General features: G+C 36.7%; 16 protein-coding genes. 4 read left to right on the plus strand and 12 right to left on the minus strand.

Features of this window, described 5'->3' with window-relative positions; genetic code table 11:
* Nucleotides 1–7: 7 nt before the first annotated feature.
* The 10 genes from ACKVQX_RS13960 to ACKVQX_RS14005 form a co-directional block, all read right to left on the minus strand.
* The gene (locus ACKVQX_RS13960; protein ID WP_285215480.1) at nucleotides 8–2215 is read right to left on the minus strand and encodes a transglutaminase domain-containing protein; all 2208 of its coding nucleotides are present in this window, start codon (nucleotides 2213–2215) and stop codon (nucleotides 8–10) included.
* On the minus strand, nucleotides 2205–3422 hold the full coding sequence (locus ACKVQX_RS13965) for a DUF58 domain-containing protein (RefSeq protein WP_409136433.1): 1218 nt from the start codon (nucleotides 3420–3422) through the stop codon (nucleotides 2205–2207). The genes ACKVQX_RS13960 and ACKVQX_RS13965 overlap by 11 nt, the downstream gene beginning before the upstream one ends.
* Entirely contained in the window at nucleotides 3419–4369 is a 951-nt protein-coding gene (locus ACKVQX_RS13970; RefSeq protein WP_068450683.1) for a MoxR family ATPase, read from the minus strand. Before ACKVQX_RS13970 ends, ACKVQX_RS13965 begins: the two co-directional genes overlap by 4 nt.
* Nucleotides 4370–4557: 188 nt before the next feature.
* A complete protein-coding gene (locus ACKVQX_RS13975; RefSeq protein WP_068450681.1) occupies nucleotides 4558–5259 on the minus strand; it encodes an ABC transporter ATP-binding protein in 702 nt (233 codons plus the stop codon).
* Nucleotides 5256–6065 (minus strand): ABC transporter permease, encoded by an 810-nt coding sequence (locus ACKVQX_RS13980; protein WP_068450679.1) that lies wholly within the window; start codon nucleotides 6063–6065, stop codon nucleotides 5256–5258. The genes ACKVQX_RS13975 and ACKVQX_RS13980 overlap by 4 nt, the downstream gene beginning before the upstream one ends.
* 6 nt (nucleotides 6066–6071) lie before the next feature.
* The gene (locus tag ACKVQX_RS13985) at nucleotides 6072–6521 is read right to left on the minus strand and encodes a nitrous oxide reductase accessory protein NosL (protein WP_068450678.1); all 450 of its coding nucleotides are present in this window, start codon (nucleotides 6519–6521) and stop codon (nucleotides 6072–6074) included.
* Nucleotides 6518–7795 (minus strand): nitrous oxide reductase family maturation protein NosD, encoded by a 1278-nt coding sequence (locus ACKVQX_RS13990; RefSeq protein WP_068450677.1) that lies wholly within the window; start codon nucleotides 7793–7795, stop codon nucleotides 6518–6520. The genes ACKVQX_RS13985 and ACKVQX_RS13990 overlap by 4 nt, the downstream gene beginning before the upstream one ends.
* 68 nt (nucleotides 7796–7863) lie before the next feature.
* Complete coding sequence (locus tag ACKVQX_RS13995) at nucleotides 7864–8502, minus strand: nitrous oxide reductase accessory protein NosL (RefSeq protein ID WP_082701339.1); 639 nt, start codon at nucleotides 8500–8502, stop codon at nucleotides 7864–7866.
* Between the two features lie 186 nt (nucleotides 8503–8688).
* Nucleotides 8689–9513 carry an ammonia-dependent NAD(+) synthetase gene (gene nadE / locus ACKVQX_RS14000; RefSeq protein WP_087680602.1) on the minus strand — a complete coding sequence of 275 codons (825 nt, stop codon included), beginning with the start codon at nucleotides 9511–9513 and terminating at the stop codon, nucleotides 8689–8691.
* The gene (locus ACKVQX_RS14005; protein WP_068450674.1) at nucleotides 9510–10997 is read right to left on the minus strand and encodes a nicotinate phosphoribosyltransferase; all 1488 of its coding nucleotides are present in this window, start codon (nucleotides 10995–10997) and stop codon (nucleotides 9510–9512) included. The genes nadE and ACKVQX_RS14005 overlap by 4 nt, the downstream gene beginning before the upstream one ends.
* A 363-nt stretch (nucleotides 10998–11360) precedes the next feature.
* On the opposite strand from ACKVQX_RS14005, the gene ACKVQX_RS14010 reads away from it, so the two are divergent.
* Nucleotides 11361–11924, plus strand: a complete 564-nt coding sequence (locus tag ACKVQX_RS14010) for a phosphoribosyltransferase family protein (protein WP_068450672.1) — start codon at nucleotides 11361–11363, stop codon at nucleotides 11922–11924.
* Between the two features lie 48 nt (nucleotides 11925–11972).
* Here the strand turns inward: ACKVQX_RS14010 and ACKVQX_RS14015 are convergent, their stop codons facing one another.
* Together ACKVQX_RS14015 and ACKVQX_RS14020 are read right to left on the minus strand one after the other, a co-directional pair.
* Nucleotides 11973–12446: a methylated-DNA--[protein]-cysteine S-methyltransferase gene (locus ACKVQX_RS14015; RefSeq protein WP_285215483.1), complete on the minus strand. Its 474-nt coding sequence runs from the start codon at nucleotides 12444–12446 to the stop codon at nucleotides 11973–11975.
* Nucleotides 12447–12456: 10 nt separating this feature from the next.
* Nucleotides 12457–13014 (minus strand): Ada metal-binding domain-containing protein, encoded by a 558-nt coding sequence (locus tag ACKVQX_RS14020; RefSeq protein WP_068450667.1) that lies wholly within the window; start codon nucleotides 13012–13014, stop codon nucleotides 12457–12459.
* Nucleotides 13015–13091: 77 nt separating this feature from the next.
* Between ACKVQX_RS14020 and ACKVQX_RS14025 the strand changes: the two genes are divergently transcribed.
* The 3 genes from ACKVQX_RS14025 to ACKVQX_RS14035 all read left to right on the plus strand — a co-directional run bounded on the left by ACKVQX_RS14025 (nucleotide 13092) and on the right by ACKVQX_RS14035 (nucleotide 15920).
* Complete coding sequence (locus tag ACKVQX_RS14025) at nucleotides 13092–13823, plus strand: phosphate ABC transporter ATP-binding protein (RefSeq protein WP_068450665.1); 732 nt, start codon at nucleotides 13092–13094, stop codon at nucleotides 13821–13823.
* A complete protein-coding gene (locus ACKVQX_RS14030) occupies nucleotides 13820–14584 on the plus strand; it encodes an ABC transporter permease (protein ID WP_068450663.1) in 765 nt (254 codons plus the stop codon). Before ACKVQX_RS14025 ends, ACKVQX_RS14030 begins: the two co-directional genes overlap by 4 nt.
* Before the next feature lie 364 nt (nucleotides 14585–14948).
* On the plus strand, nucleotides 14949–15920 hold the full coding sequence (locus ACKVQX_RS14035) for a proline dehydrogenase family protein (RefSeq protein ID WP_068450661.1): 972 nt from the start codon (nucleotides 14949–14951) through the stop codon (nucleotides 15918–15920).
* Nucleotides 15921–15954 lie beyond the last annotated feature (34 nt).

Consider the following 15954-nt stretch of genomic DNA (forward strand, 5'->3'; position numbering starts at 1 on the left):
CTTAAAATCAACCTCTTGTTTCATTAATTAAATTTTTCCAACATTCTTTAAATTCATCCCATCTAGCCGAATCAGCATTCGGATCATATAAGCGTCGTTCCATTAAATTTGTCAATTTCGACATATCTTCTGTACGGAGCTGTTGATCCACTCGTTTTGCAAATGTTGCTAGTGTTTCACCGTCTTCTCTCACAAGTAGATTATGACGCGCTAGTCGGCGAAGTAGTACACGATAAGCTTGTTCAATTGGTGGTTTTTTCTGATTGTAATACCAGATGAACAAGTTCACATACCAGCGATGACGTGTAAAGAATAAGACAATTGCTAGTACTATGACACTAATACTGAATGCGATTGGTAACCAATTATTCGTATTCGTTGTTGTTGCTTTTTGTTCTTTTGGTTGTTGTTCTTTTTTCGTTTCTTGCTCTTTCTTTGGTTGTTCCTTCTTTTGCTCTTCTTGCTTTTTCTGTTCTTCCTGCTTCTTTTCTTCTTCTTTTTTCGCAGGTGCTTCGTTTTGTGTCGTTTCTTCTTCGACTTGTTCATCGAATCCTTCAAAACCGATTGTCGGTTCAAATGGCATCCAACCAACTTCTGGAATGTAGACTTCTACCCATGAGTGTGCGTTATTGTTCGTTACACTATATTGGCTCATACCATCCTTTAATACTTCCGTTGAAGCGGTTTTATCGCCTGGTGAGAATCCTTTCACCCAGCGAGTTGGTACACCAATTGAGCGCATCATCATGACCATCGAAGTCGAGAAGTTATCACAATACCCTACTTTTGTGTCGAATAAGAAGCGATCAACATAATCTTCATCACCTGTTGGATAACCGACATTTATATTTGAATAGCGATACCCCGATGTTTTAAAGTAATCGACCACTGCGTTTGCTTTATCATATACACTTTTTTCGTCTTTCGTAATATCTGTTGCTAAGTCGCGTACTCGTTTTGGCAAGGTTGCAGGAACTTGTAAATTTTCTTTTTTCTCTTTCGGTGTAATACCTGTGTCTTTTGCAATCATTTGCATGCGTGATGCATCTAATTCTTTTTGTTTATAGATTGGTTTCGTATAAACATATTCATAGCTTAATAAATCAACGACTTTACGATCTTTACCTTTCGTTGCACGAATCTTACCTGAATCTAACTCGATATAAAATTGATTGTTCTTTTCATTACTGCGTAAGATTTCTTTAATTCCATACGGTTGTACAAGGAAGCTATATTTCTTATCCATCTTCACTCGCATATCTAATTCATTCTTTTTCTTACCGCCTGGAATTGATGTTTTAATCGCTTCACCATAGTCAAATGTAGAGACAAGAATTTCGTCCTGTGCATTCTTCCAACCTCGTCCTGTATAGTAAGACTTCGATTCTACACGCATGTACTGCGGTTCTTTTGCAGTGTATTGAAAGACCGGTGTACTATCGCGTTCAAAGTCTCCCCCTAGTTGGTCGTCATTTTCAACATAACCAATTTTACCAACTGTATTAATATTAGCATTCGTCCACTTTACTAAATTTTCAATTGGCTCTGGTAAGTTTGTTGCTGCTTTTTGTTTTGGCATTGCATAAGCAAATGCCGCACTCACACCAATCAATAAAAATAACGGAACCAGTAGTTTTAAATAGTTCCCAATCGTTTGCTTCATTTTATTTTCACTCATCAGTCGCTCTGTGAATAATAAGCCCGTCAATAAGAAACCTAAAATCATCGTGCGTATAATACTTGCATCCGCATTATATTTTGTAAATGTATCAATGAGTGCTAAAAAAAGTACAGTTAAAATGAAGAAAAATAGAATAGAACGTCGAATCGTCAACCAATGGTGAATTAAATAAATGGTCATCCATAATAAAATTAAGAAGAGCATCGTTTTAAATCCATCTGACATATCTGTCCAGTTACCTGTAACAAGTGCACGCATACTTTCTGTTATACTCTGGATAAATGGTCCGTCTTGTGGCTTTTGTATGTATAACATAAACCAAATAATATAGGCGACTTTAATTCCAACAGAGATACCTGTATGTACGTGCGCAATATTTGTTACTAAGCAAATAACGATAAATAACATTAATAAACCGTAATGACCTGTATTCGTCAATTCCATAACGGGTAGTAACCATTCTCGTAACATAAAGAAAATAAGTACATATAAAAAGAGCAGCTTACTCCACTTCAACAAATCTTTATTCTCCATATCTACCCTCCTGACCCACTAAAGAAAAGCGTCCGCGTTCTACATAGACAACTTGAATACCTGCTTTTTCAGCATGATACTCAACAACTGGATCAGCTTTCCATGTTGTTTTATCATTTGGTTTTACGACATAGATGATTGGTTTACTACCGCGCGTGGCATTCATCTTTAATAAATCAATCCAATCCACATCTAACTGTGATGTAACGAGCATGAGTGCGTTTGAACTACGAACTAATTCATCATGTCCATAGATTTTCTTCGGCTCATAAATTGATGGTTCAATTGTCGCCAAATAATACATCAATTGCTCCAAATCATTCTCTGAACGAAACTCAGCTAATGAGAAGCGGTGTTCTCCTGCTCCTAAAAAACAAACAGGCTCCTTTTGGCGATGTGCCGCTTGCATAAGTGAAGCAACAAACGAAATCTGCCCTTCAAAATTCGCACCTTTTGATGTATCTAACACAACACATACATCATCTGATTGTTGATATTCAAATTCTTTCGTATAGAGCATGCCAGTTTTGGCAAAGCTCGACCAGTGAAGCCACGCCATACGATCTCCTGGGGCATAATCTCGAATACTTGCAACCATTGTTGACTGCTGCGGTTGTTTTTGTGATGTATAACCTAGCATTCCCTGTTCTTGTGAGAATCGTCTAGTGAAGGACATGTTCTCGACTTTCGGATAGACAATCAACGTCTTTTTCGCTTCAATGTATTTCGTCTTTTGAATCCACCCTAATACATCGGCTACTTGTACTTGAATACCTTCTAATTCATGGCGACCACGCGCTAGTTTTGGAACGGTATAGCTCCAACTTACTTGTCGCTTAAAGCCCATCGGTAATAACTTGTGTAAATCACGTGTCTGTAGTTCAGCAAAGGCACCTTTTGGTTCCATTTCTTGTACAACAATGAACAAGATGGGAAGCCATGATTGTCTTTTTAATGTGACTTGAACTTTTAGTGCGTCACCTTCTACAAAACGCTTATTTAAAACCTTTCGTTCGACTGTCATATGACCAATTGGCGTTAAAAAGACAAGGAAGGAATACAGTGCAAATGGAATGACCATAAAGAACACAAACCATAACACGAATCCTCCTTGAATCGTTGCAAATAATAAACTGCCTAGCACAAGTAATAGGACGAGTAACATACGTGTGACAGACGATGTAATTCGTCTTAACCTCGATTTCATCGTGCTTCCGTCTTTCCAACAGGTACAGGAACACTTGCTAACACGCGTGCTACAATATCCTCTGCTGTTAAGTTTTCATAACGAATCTCTGGTTTTAAAAGAAGACGATGGGAGAATACGAATGGTGCTAAATATTGTACATCGTCTGGTGTCACATAGTTTCTTCCTTTTAAAAGCGCATAAGCTTGTGAAGCTTTCATTAAAGCAATCGAAGCACGAGGGCTTGCTCCTAAATAGATGGCTGTATGTTCACGTGTCGCTTGTGCAATCGATACAATATACTCTTTTAATAAGTCTGATACAGCTACTTCATCCACTTGTTTTTGAAGACCAATCAATTCTTCAATCGTAATCACTGCTTGTAGATTTTTAAGTGGACTTTCTCCCTCTGCTCGTCTTAACACTTCAATCTCATCTACTTTTGTTGGATAACCCATTTTCATTTTTAATAGGAAACGATCGAGTTGTGCTTCTGGTAATGGATACGTCCCTTCATACTCCACAGGATTCTGTGTCGCCATGACAAAGAACGGTTGACCAATATCGACTGTTTCACCATCAATTGTGACAGAAGCTTCTTCCATCGCTTCTAATAAAGCAGATTGTGTTTTAGGTGATGTTCGGTTAATTTCATCGGCAAGTACGATATTCCCCATGATTGGACCAGGACGGAAGTGGAATTCCATCTCTTTCGGATTATAAATTGAAACACCGACAACATCAGAAGGAAGTAAATCGGGTGTAAATTGAATACGCTTAAATTCCGCACTAAGTGACTTCGCTAAAGCACGAACCATGACTGTCTTACCTACCCCTGGCACGTCCTCTAGTAATACATGCCCTTTGGCTAGTAAAGAAACGAGGCTTAATTCGGCAATATGTTTTTTACCAATCATCACTTTCTCGATGTTTTCAATGACTGCTTGTAATTTATGTTGTGCTTCCATCCATATTCCTCCTAATATTACTGATTACTTCTATTTTGAAGTTATTTTCATTTTTCGTCAATCTAAGCGCAAGAAAACGAATTAAAATATACTTTTGATGTCTTTATTCTATAAAAAAGAGAAGATGCGCTCCAAATGTCACATCTTCCCTCTTTCCACCTAGAACATTCATCCTGTGTGAAACAAACTTAGTATTTTTTGTTTTGCGCACGAATAAGACCGATTTTACGCATGAAAAGTTCCTCCAAGTGTTCAGCTTCACCTTGAGCTAATACCTCTTCTAAAGGACCATTCATTAACACTTCACCATCATGTAGTAGAAGTACATCGTCTGCCAATTCTTCTGCGAATGATAGTAAGTGTGTAGAGAATAAAACCGTCTTACCTAAATCTTTTTGTTCTTGTAAGATTTGTTTTAACTCTGCAATCCATAATAGATCCAGTCCGTTCGTTGGTTCATCTAAGATGAGTAATTTTTCATCACCTAGTAAACTTTGTGCTAAGTTCAGGCGTTGACGCATCCCTTTAGAGAACTGACGCACATGCTGTTTTCTAAATTCCCATAGACCAACGCGCTTTAATACTTGTTCTACATCAGACTTTGGTAATTTTTTCAGATGCGCAAGTAGTTGTAAAATTTCATACGCTGTTAACGTTTGTGGGAAGTTTACGTCATCTGGCATGTACTTAATCGATACGCCATCTTCCCATTGTAATTCGCCTGACTCTAAATCTTCTTGACCGATTAATAAGCGAATTAGCGTACTTTTACCCGCACCGTTACCACCTGCTAAAGCAATAATTCTTCCGCTATTTAACTCAAAGTTAATGCCATGTAAACCATTATTAGAGGAATAGACTTTTTTGACATCAATACCTTTTACAATCATTCTGCTTTCCCCTTTCTAGATAGAATCCACTGTGCAAACAGTAGGGGACCTAAAATCCAAGCAACACAAACAACCATATAGATTAGATAACCAAAAACAGAATTATAGAATTCTGTAAAGTCAAAGAAAGCAGGTCCTAAAGCAGTTGTTTGTCCAGAGAATAGGAAATAACCGAAGCGAATCCATTCTGCAGGGTTTAAATGCATCATAATAATCGTTAATGTTAACGTTAATTTACCTGATACGAATGTACCGATTGCCATTAATAAATATGAAATTAATAGCAGTGCAGCTGCCCAGACAACGAGTGAGAGAGACAGTGCGTGTAGTCGGTTTTTTGCAATGACACCGCATAGTACGGCAATTGCTGCAAAAATTAAGACGAGTAGGATTGAGAGTGTAACGAATACTAAAGGTAATTGCACAGAACCTGCAATACCACTCATAATTAATACGACTGCAAACGATAGGATTAAGATTAAGAAGAACGATAAAACAATGGAGATGTATTTACCGAAAATGTAACTTCCAAGTGACAGAGGATATGTTTTTAGGAGTGAGTACCATCCTGACTCCACATCGCTCGCCACACTCATACTACCGATTGTTAAGATGAATAGTGGTAGTAAGAAAAGTAATAGATTTAAAAAGCTTGCTGTTTGTCTCGTAAAACCATCAACAGGTAATGCGAGTTGTTGAATCAATGCAATTGCTGCAAAGACTAGAATGAACAGAACACCGACAAGTTGCATCCAGCGACTGCGGAGCATCTGCTTCCATTCTAGTTTAATAAAAAGTTGGTTCATGATGGATTACGCTCCCCAATTAAAGCTTTTTAGTTCGTCAAAGCTCATTACTTTTCCAGAGCCATTCTTTTCAACATATTTTTTTGCTGCTGCTTCATCTTTGAATGCAATGACACCATAACTCATTGGTGTTGGTACTTTTTTATCGTAAACGAATGTTGATTTTTCAACGTCTAACCATTCGTCACTGTCATTATCTTTAATGAATGCTTCACCAATATCATCTTTGTTCATTGTTTTATAGTAATCCATTAAACAACCGAGATCATCGAACATTTCATAATCGCCATTTTTCAAAGCGATTTGTCCAGCGTATTTTTCATTCGCTAAACTCATGTTACAGATTTTGCAAATGTCTGTTTGTTTATTAATTTCTTTTGCTTCATATTCTTTATTACCACAAGCAGTTAATAAGAGACTTGTTGCTAAAAGTGCGCCTAACCATTTTTTCTTCATATTTTAACACTCCTTCTCCAGCCATAAAGACTACCAATAAATAAAATACCACCTAAAATAATGAGCCAAATTTTCATTGGGCGATCTGTTTCAAATTCTGTAATGGATTTCATACGTGGTTTTTCATCCACTAATTGACTTGTTTCTGTCTTATTTGTTTGTTGGTCCATCTGATTCAGTAGTACAACACTTGGTGATTCAATGTAGTATTGGTAAGCAGGTTCACGTACCATCCACTGTCCAAAACTTTGAAGTGCTACATATTTTGAGTCGCCAATACCATCATCTTCTATGTCAAAACCAGAATAATCATCATAGTAGTTTCCGACAATATTACTCGCTGTACCATCTGAACGAATGTTCACGATATTCCCCAGGAAATCATTATGCTCTACTTCGTTCTCTTTATAAGACCCTGTGAATTCAACTGCTGTTTGATTCGTTAAAAATGTATTATCAAGAATCGTTGATTTTTTCATATTTTGACTTGAAATCGCTGTTCGATTCCCGATTAATTCATTATTTTTCGTCACGATATTCTCTGCATTATAAAGTGTAAAACCTGAACTATTCCAATCACTTTGATATTGGATTTTGTTCTTCTCTAATAATGCATTTTTTGCAATCATGAGCATAATTCCTGTCACATTATTTTCAAGTGTATTTCCTGTTGCATAAATATCTTTTCCGTACATATAGTGAAGACCATAGCGACTAAATGTAGCAATATTATTAATGATTCGTGATCCTGTTACACGTTCTAAATAATAAGCATCTAGCACTTCTGTAATGTCACTATCGGAGATATTAATGCGCTTACTATCATATGCCGCAATCCCTGTCCCCTTATCTGCATACTGTCCATCAATACCACGCATCTTAAAGTTTTTTACGTGGACATCCGATGAGTTTCGAATGTTTACACCGCTGAACATATAGACCATCTTCAGGTTCTCAATATGTATTTGTGAAGATTTCTTCACATCTATGGCAGACTGAGAACGTGAAAAATTCAAATTTTTAAGGGTGACATCTTTTGTGTTTTCGATTGTTAATACTGTCTTATCATAGCCAGCTTTCAGCAGTGTTTTTTCACCACCGACAATCGTAATCGGCTTACGAATCGTTGCCTGTTCTCGGTACACACGATCAAATAGTTTTAACGTGCCTCCGCTTGGCGTTTTGTCGATTTGTTTTTGTAGTGATTCAGCATGGGCTTGTGCTGAAAAGCCAATTAGGCTAATGAAAAAAACGAGTAAAAAACGCCATTTCATATTGGTGCCTCCATTAACTACAAAGGGGAATTGCCCAAAAGGACAACTCCACTTCATGTATTATTTACTTAATGACCGCTGTTATCTGAATGTTCTTCGCTGTCTTTATGGTCTTCTTTGCTATCACCGTGGTGACCGCCACCATTGGCTGCTTTGTACTTTTCGTGTGCTACATCATCAATGTCACTTACTTTTACGATTTTTGCACCTTTATGTTTGTCTGTGAAAGCTTTTGCACTTGCATCGTCTTTGAAGTAAGCAAAACCATAATGCATTGGTGTTTTAATGTCGCCTTTGACAACAACTGCATCATCAAGTTTCATCCAACTCTTATCATCGTAGTTTCTCACATATTTATCAAGTGTTACGTCGTGCTTTCTTTCATAGTTTAACATACAACCTGCATCATCAAAGAATAAATTCTTCCCGTCTTTGTCGACAGCTTGAGCTGTAAATGCGCCCATTTCATCCGACTTTTGATAAACAGTCATATTACAAAATGCACACACTTCATCTTTCGCTGGCTCTTTTAATGTGATGCCATCCACTACAGTTGTACCATTTGAATCTTTTGTTTGATTTTCAGTTTGTGTTGTTGAAGCAGTTGTCTTTGGTGATTCCTCTTTCTTCGCTTCATCTTCTGTATTTCCGCAAGCCGTTAATAATGACATAGCAATTAATGCACTAATTCCTAAACGATATTTCATATATTTTCCACTCCTTTTTTTCATTCACTTTATACTCTAACGGTCAATTGTGAAATAAGATGAAAGTTCATGTGACTTTTTTTCGTCAAAAATGAAATCTATTAGAAAAAAATCATCGAAACTTTTCACATAAAAAAAAGAACCGTACTTAATTTTGTACGGTCTCTTTCATTCTACACGAACATACTATTTCCAAAAATCATCGTACACGGTAATTGGTAGATGACGTTTATGTTGTGAGCGTAAATAATGCTTTTCAAGTGTTTCTTGTGCTGCTTTTGGAATTTCCTTACCTTCCAAGTAATCATCAATTTCATCATATGTGATGCCAAGCGCTACCTCATCTGGCAGAGAAGGACGATTTTCCTCAAGATCGGCAGTTGGTGTTTTTTCATATAGATGTTTTGGACATCCGAGTTCCGCTAACATCGCGCGACCTTGACGCTTATTCAAACGCCATAAAGGTGTTAAATCTGCACCACCGTCACCGTACTTTGTATAGAAACCTGTTACTGCCTCTGCCGCATGGTCTGTGCCAATGACAACTGCTTGTTTCGCAGCCGCAATCGCAAACTGGACTTTCATGCGTTCACGTGCTTTTTCATTTCCTTTGATAAAGTCAGATAATGTAATACCTGCGTCTGCTAAAGCTTGAACACCTGCATCTACTGCTGGTTTTACATTCACTGTATAAACCTGTGTTGGATTCATAAAAGCAAGCGCATCATTACAATCTGATTCATCTGCTTGTACACCGTAAGGAAGGCGTACTGCATAAAACGTATAGCGCTGTTCACCTGCTTCATCATTCAATTCATCCACAGCCATTTGTGTTAGTTTGCCTGCCAATGTTGAATCTTGTCCACCTGAAATACCTAATACGAAGCCTTTTACGAACGAGTGCTTGTATGCATATTCCTTTAAAAAATCAATTGTACGACGAATTTCTTCATGTACATTAATCGTTGGTTGTACATGTAATTCTTTTATAATCTGTTGTTGAAGTGTCATTTTTCAAAGCCCCCAATTCGATCATTTACCACCTTAATCATTTCTTGTACTTCTGCGATATTACGCATTTTGTTATCCCAACATTTTTGGCTTAAATCAACAGGATATTCTTCTGGATTCAGTGAACGCTTATATTCATCCCATAGTAATTGTAAGTTGTCTTTTGCATATTGCTTCATCTCATGCACTGTTGGGCTTGTGTAGATGACTTCCCCTTGTTCAATCACTTTTGTGTGTAAGTTCTTCGCTTCAAAGTTTGTGACAAATTTTGAGATGAATGTGTGAACAGGATGGAACATCTTAATTTTCTCTTCTGATTGTGGGTCTTCATCATACATCGTAATATAATCACCCTCAGCCTTACCATTTTCACGATCGATAATGCGATATAGCTTTTTGCGTCCTGGTGTCGTTACTTTTTCTGCGTTTGCAGAAATCTTAATTGTATCGACCATCTCACCATGTTCGTCCTCAATTGATACAATTTTATAGACTGCGCCTAATGCTGGTTGGTCATAGGCTGTAATAATCTTTGTACCGATTCCCCACATATCCACTTTTGCATCTTGTGCTTTTAAGTTCAACATCGTGTATTCATCTAAATCATTTGAAACAACGATTTTTGCGTCTTTGAATCCTGCTTCGTCTAACATTTTTCGAGCAGCTTTTGATAGAAAAGCAATATCACCGCTATCTAAACGAATACCGATAAAGTTAATTTTGTCACCTAATTCTTTTGCAACTTGAATCGCTGAAGGAACACCGGATTTTAACGTATCGAATGTATCAACTAAGAATACGCAGTCTCGGTGACGACGTGCGTATGCATGGAACGCTTCATAATCACTACGATAAGATTGAACAAGTGAATGTGCATGTGTTCCAGCGACAGGGAGGTCAAATAGTTTTCCTGCGCGCACATTACTTGTTGATTCAAATCCACCAATAATAGCAGCACGTGTACCCCAAATCGCTGCATCCATCTCTTGCGCGCGACGTGTACCGAACTCCATTACAATCTCATTTTCTGCTACATGTTTAATACGACTTGCTTTTGTTGCGATTAATGTTTGGTAGTTCACAATATTTAAGAGAGCAGTTTCGATTAATTGCGCTTCTACAAGAGGCGCTTCAATGCGTACAATTGGTTCATTGCCAAAGACAATCTCACCTTCTACCATTGAATAAACATCACCTGTAAAACGTAGATCTTTCAAATACTCAATAAAATCTTCTTGATAACCTACTTCATCACGTAAATAGGCAATATCAGATTCACTGAATTTAAAATCTCGTAAATACTCAAGCATACGTTCCAAACCGGCAAATATAGCGTATCCATTGCCAAATGGAAGTTTTCTAAAATAAAGTTCAAACACTGATTTTCGATTATGAATCCCATCCGCCCAATAAGATTCTGCCATATTAATTTGATATAAGTCTGTGTGTAACGCTAAGCTGTCGTCAGGGTAAGTTGCTTTCATCTTTATACTCCTTCTTCCACTGTTTCATTTAGTCATTTAATACTTCATTTAGCGAATTACTCCGTATACTACCCGAATGGCTCCATTTCAAGTCATTTCTCATATATTTCAACGCTAAAATAAATATGTATGTCTATTATCATAGCAAAAAATAAGAGGTAAGTCGTCTATCTTGTCATAACTTTGACACATACACATTTTGTAAGTGCTATTATACCATGTAAAAAGTAAACCACTTACAAAAATCATTTGAAGTATTCGACTATAGCGATTAAACTAAATAGGCACCATATTTTCCTATTCCTTACATATGCTTTTTTGACGTTGTGTTTGGAATTTAAAAGAGGAGAGGAAGAAGTTCACATGAAGACCTATACGGTTCAAATTGCTGGATTTACACGTCATTTACCCATCGTTCAAATCGAAGAAAACTTATCAATTGCAAGTTTTGATTTACTTGGGGATGTAGAACTTGTTGAAGTAGCTGCACAAAAACTGGCTGAAAAATTACCGCATGTTGATGTACTTATCACAGCAGAAGCAAAAGGTATACCACTTGTTTATGAACTATCGAAGAAGTTACAGTTACCACGCTATGTTGTCGCACGCAAACAAATAAAAAGTTATATGAACCAACCCATGATTCATGAAGTAAACTCAATTACAACGTCGACACCTCAGATTTTAGCAATTGGCTATGAGGATGCTGCTTTTTTAAATTATAAACGTGTTGCCATTGTTGATGATGTTATTAGCTCAGGTTCTTCTCTTGAAGCATTAGAAGCTCTTGTACAAAAAGCTGGCGGTGAAATTGTTGCAAAAGCTTGTATCTTAGTAGAAGGCGACTCCATTGGTCGTTGCGATGTGATTCATTTAGACAAGCTACCACTTTTCACTAATCACATACCAAATCCATCACATACATAACAAAAAGAGGACAGAATGATTTTATAATCATCTGTCCTCCTTCATCATTTATATTTGAATTTTTTCATGTTGTAGCAAACGCTCTTTCAGTGGTAAACCGCTACGAAATCCTGTTAGTTTACCATTCTTTCCAATAACACGATGACATGGAATGACGATGAGTAAAGGATTTTTTCCAATTGCAGATGCTACAGCACGTATCGCAGTTGGCTTACCAATCGCTTCTGCTATTTGTGCATAATAACGGGTCTCACCATACGGAATGTTTACGAGCTCTTGCCAAACTTTTTTTTGAAAATCTGTTCCCTGTAAATCCATTGTTATCTGATCCAATTTGAATACTTGCTCTTTTGCATATGCTTCAAAATGGTTTATGAATGGCGCTAACTTCAAATCATCTCGAATCAGATGATCTGCGTATTCATTCAATTCATCCCAATCATTCGTTACAAAAGACAGCCCTTCTTCTGTACAAGCAACATAAAATTTCGTTTCTAGCGCTTGCCATTCCGTATAGTACATAACATCACACTCAACTTTCTAACGTTTTTTTATATTGTTTAGGTGTTGTACCAACCAAATTTTTAAATAATGTTATAAAATAAGACGTGTTATGTAATCCCACTTGATGTCCAATTTCTTCAACTGATAAATACGTGTGTTTTAATAACTCCACTGCACGCTGAATGCGTACTTTTTGTAAGTATTCTGTTGGTGTATAACCCTTTACACTTTTATATACACGTTGTAAATGATAGGGGCTACTATGAAATTCATCTGCTAAGACACGTAATGTGATATGTTCTTGATAATATTGATCCATATAAGCATTCATCTGATTCGTCCAGTCTTGATTACTTAGTTTTAAGCCACCTGGTTTACAACGTTTACATGGATAATAACCTGATTCCATTGCTAAGTCACTATTTTTATAGATGCGTACATGTTCTACATCTGGCTTACAAGATGGACATGACGGCTTACAAAAAATCTTTGTTGTCGTAATTGCGTAAACAAATTCACGGTCTACACTTGAAGTTCTCATTTGAATTGCTTGCCATTCAAATTCTGTTGGCGTACGTCCTAACATATAATCATCACCTAATTTCTTTTTTCTTTCTAATTAAACATCTATTTTATCGAACTGATTTTAAAGGAGTGGTTTTTTTGAATTCAATTTATCAACCTGCTATACATTTTCAAGATGTTCATCTAACAATTGATGGACAAACGATTTTAAATGGCATTACAGGATCTATTCCAGATGGGAAAATCACCACATTCGTTGGTCCTTCTGGTGCTGGTAAAACAACTTTACTCAAGATGTGTAATCGTCTCATCTCCCCAACAAGCGGAGAGATTCAAATCTATAATAAAAATGCACAGGATTATAACCCTGTTGATTTACGCAGAGAAGTCGGAATTGCCCTTCAATCTGCTCCTATGATTAAAGGAACAGTCTATGATAACTTGAATCTTCCACGTACACTTCAAAACCAACAATTATCACGAGAAGATGCCATCTCTATCTTACAGGACGTCGGACTAGACGAAACGTTTCTTAAAAAGGATGCATTGGACTTATCTGGCGGGCAAAAACAACGTGTATCCATTGCACGTACACTCGTCAATCGCAATAAAATTTTATTATTAGACGAGATTACTTCTGCACTCGATCGTATTTCTGTACGTGAAGTTGAGGAGCTTATTCAAAAGATTAATAAAAAATACCATGTAACAATTATTTGGATTACACATAATTTAGAGCAAGCGATTCATTTAGGTGATTATGTATGGGTATTGATGGATGGCCAATTGATAGAAGCAGGCGAGAGTTCCATTCTAAAGTCACCGAAGAATGAGCGAGTTAAACAATTTATTGAGGGGGTAGATGCATGAGTTATACAGCACTTGCGATTACTTTATTATTCGTTTTAATTCCTTTAATTCTTTCAAAAACGCTACACTTACAATTAGAAAAAGACACAATCATCGCAACGATTCGTTCGATTGTTCAACTACTCATTGTCGGGTATATTCTAAAATTTGTTTTTACAAGTGATGGTTATCTTTATACAGGACTGATGATTGGTTTAATGGTTTTAGCCGCTACATTAAATGCGCGAAAAAAAGGTTCACATATTGATGGGATCACGTGGAAACTTGTCGTCACATTTTTAACAGTTGAAGTGATTACAATGTCTATTTTAATTGGTCTAAACGTAGTACCAGCTACACCTCAATATATGATTCCCCTAAGTGGTATGGCAATTGGAAATGCGATGGTTCTCTCTATTCTATTTTTAAATCGCTTCTCTTCTGAAATTGAAGCCTATGAAGACCAGATTGAATTAATCTTGTCATTAGGTGGTACACCAAAACAAGCGATTCATAGACAGTTGATCTCTTCGATTAAAGCGAGTATGATTCCAACGATTGAAAGCCAAAAAACAATCGGATTGGTTCAACTCCCTGGTATGATGAGTGGTCAAATTATTGCAGGAGCTGATCCTATTCAAGCGGTGCAATTCCAGTTACTCGTTCTTTTCATGCTACTATCTACAGCTGCATTATCGAGTGTTATTTTAGGATTTTTATCGTATCCAACACTGTTCAATAAACAAATGCAAATGATTCATGAGAAATTTTCTGGTGAATGAAAAAATCGTCTTCCCATTCCATGTGAGAAGACGACTTTTTTGTCATAATATTAATTTTGTACCTAGTAACAAGTTACAGATTTTGAGACTCAATTGCAACTCGTTTGTCATAAAACAGTGTAAATTCTGTAACAAAATAGTCCAAAAAGGTTTAAAATCATTAGTTTTCAGCTACAAGTCTATCTTATAATGGATAGAATTCGTTCTCAATTTTTATGCTCACATTTGCTTTTATATAAAATATAAATTCTTTCTATTCAAAAGATTCTCTACATCTACCATAAAATTTATGTTTTTCTAAGAATTTTATGTTTTAATTAAAGAACAATAAACTTTTAAATTCATTAGCGAAGGGGTCTGCTATATGGCACTTAAAGATTTTTTCATCGCATTATCTGAAAATCAATTTTTAAATGACAACGCAAAAAAATATGGTTTAAAGCTTGGCGCACAAACTGTTGTTGCAGGAACAAATTTAGATGAAGTCATTATAAGTATTCAGAAACTAAACGCACAGGGGATTTCTTGTACAGTCGACCATTTAGGGGAATTTGTTCAAAATGAAGCAGAAGCGATCGCTGCAAAAGAAGAAATTCTACGCATGATTGAAGTGATACATGAGCATCAACTCGATGCGCACATCTCACTTAAGCCTTCACAGCTTGGTCTCGACTTAAATGTTGATTTTTGCTATCAAAACATTGAGGAAATCGTAAGTTGTGCGCAACAATACAAACTATTCGTGAATTTCGATATGGAGAACTATGAACGTTTACAAGTGACACTTGATTTCGTTTTACAACTTTCAAAAACGTATGACAATGTGGGAACTGTTATTCAATCCTATCTTCATCGCGCTATGGATGATTTAGAAACATTGAAGAACACGCGTGTCAGAATTGTAAAGGGTGCTTATAAAGAGCCTGAAACGGTTGCTTTTCAAACAAAAGGTGAAATTGATGCCAACTTTATCCGTTTAGCTGAATACCATCTATTAAACGGAAAATTCACATCGATTGCAACACATGATCATCGTATCATCGCGCATCTTCAAACTTTTATTCGAGAACAAGCGATTGCAAAAGAAAAATATGAATTCCAAATGCTCTATGGTTTCCGAACAGATTTACAAAAGTCACTTGCAGATGAGGGTTATCCATTCTGCACGTATATTCCATATGGCGAAGATTGGTATGGATACTTTATGCGTCGTTTAGCAGAACGCCCGCAAAATATAAATCTTGTTGCTAAACAAGTGTTCAATAAAAAAACAAATACATTGATTGGCATTGGTGCAGCCGCATTTTTATTGGGCCGCCTCACCAAGAAAAAATAGTCGATACAAAAAAGAGAGGTAGGGTTCTTATTCC

The sequence above is a fragment of the Kurthia sp. ISK08 genome (genome assembly GCF_046159805.1).
In the GTDB taxonomy this organism is placed as follows: Bacteria; Bacillota; Bacilli; order Bacillales_A; family Planococcaceae; genus Kurthia; species Kurthia gibsonii.

What these genes read in the sequence shown, in the direction of transcription:
- ACKVQX_RS14020 (WP_068450667.1), bottom strand. Translation starts at nt 13,014, where the DNA reads ATGTTAGGACGTACGCCAACAGAATTTGAATGGCAAGCAATTCAAATG.
- nadE (WP_087680602.1), bottom strand. Translation starts at nt 9,513, where the DNA reads ATGACACTTCAACAACAGATTATAAAAGAATTACATGTACAACCAACG.
- ACKVQX_RS14005 (WP_068450674.1), bottom strand. Translation starts at nt 10,997, where the DNA reads ATGAAAGCAACTTACCCTGACGACAGCTTAGCGTTACACACAGACTTA.
- ACKVQX_RS13975 (WP_068450681.1), bottom strand. Translation starts at nt 5,259, where the DNA reads ATGATTGTAAAAGGTATTGATGTCAAAAAAGTCTATTCCTCTAATAAT.
- ACKVQX_RS14015 (WP_285215483.1), bottom strand. Translation starts at nt 12,446, where the DNA reads ATGTACTATACGGAATGGCAAGCGCTAGAAACGAAATTTTATGTTGCT.
- ACKVQX_RS14035 (WP_068450661.1), top strand. Translation starts at nt 14,949, where the DNA reads ATGGCACTTAAAGATTTTTTCATCGCATTATCTGAAAATCAATTTTTA.
- ACKVQX_RS13965 (WP_409136433.1), bottom strand. Translation starts at nt 3,422, where the DNA reads ATGAAATCGAGGTTAAGACGAATTACATCGTCTGTCACACGTATGTTA.
- ACKVQX_RS13970 (WP_068450683.1), bottom strand. Translation starts at nt 4,369, where the DNA reads ATGGAAGCACAACATAAATTACAAGCAGTCATTGAAAACATCGAGAAA.
- ACKVQX_RS14010 (WP_068450672.1), top strand. Translation starts at nt 11,361, where the DNA reads ATGAAGACCTATACGGTTCAAATTGCTGGATTTACACGTCATTTACCC.
- ACKVQX_RS14030 (WP_068450663.1), top strand. Translation starts at nt 13,820, where the DNA reads ATGAGTTATACAGCACTTGCGATTACTTTATTATTCGTTTTAATTCCT.
- ACKVQX_RS13980 (WP_068450679.1), bottom strand. Translation starts at nt 6,065, where the DNA reads ATGAACCAACTTTTTATTAAACTAGAATGGAAGCAGATGCTCCGCAGT.
- ACKVQX_RS13960 (WP_285215480.1), bottom strand. Translation starts at nt 2,215, where the DNA reads ATGGAGAATAAAGATTTGTTGAAGTGGAGTAAGCTGCTCTTTTTATAT.
- ACKVQX_RS13985 (WP_068450678.1), bottom strand. Translation starts at nt 6,521, where the DNA reads ATGAAGAAAAAATGGTTAGGCGCACTTTTAGCAACAAGTCTCTTATTA.
- ACKVQX_RS13995 (WP_082701339.1), bottom strand. Translation starts at nt 8,502, where the DNA reads ATGAAATATCGTTTAGGAATTAGTGCATTAATTGCTATGTCATTATTA.
- ACKVQX_RS13990 (WP_068450677.1), bottom strand. Translation starts at nt 7,795, where the DNA reads ATGAAATGGCGTTTTTTACTCGTTTTTTTCATTAGCCTAATTGGCTTT.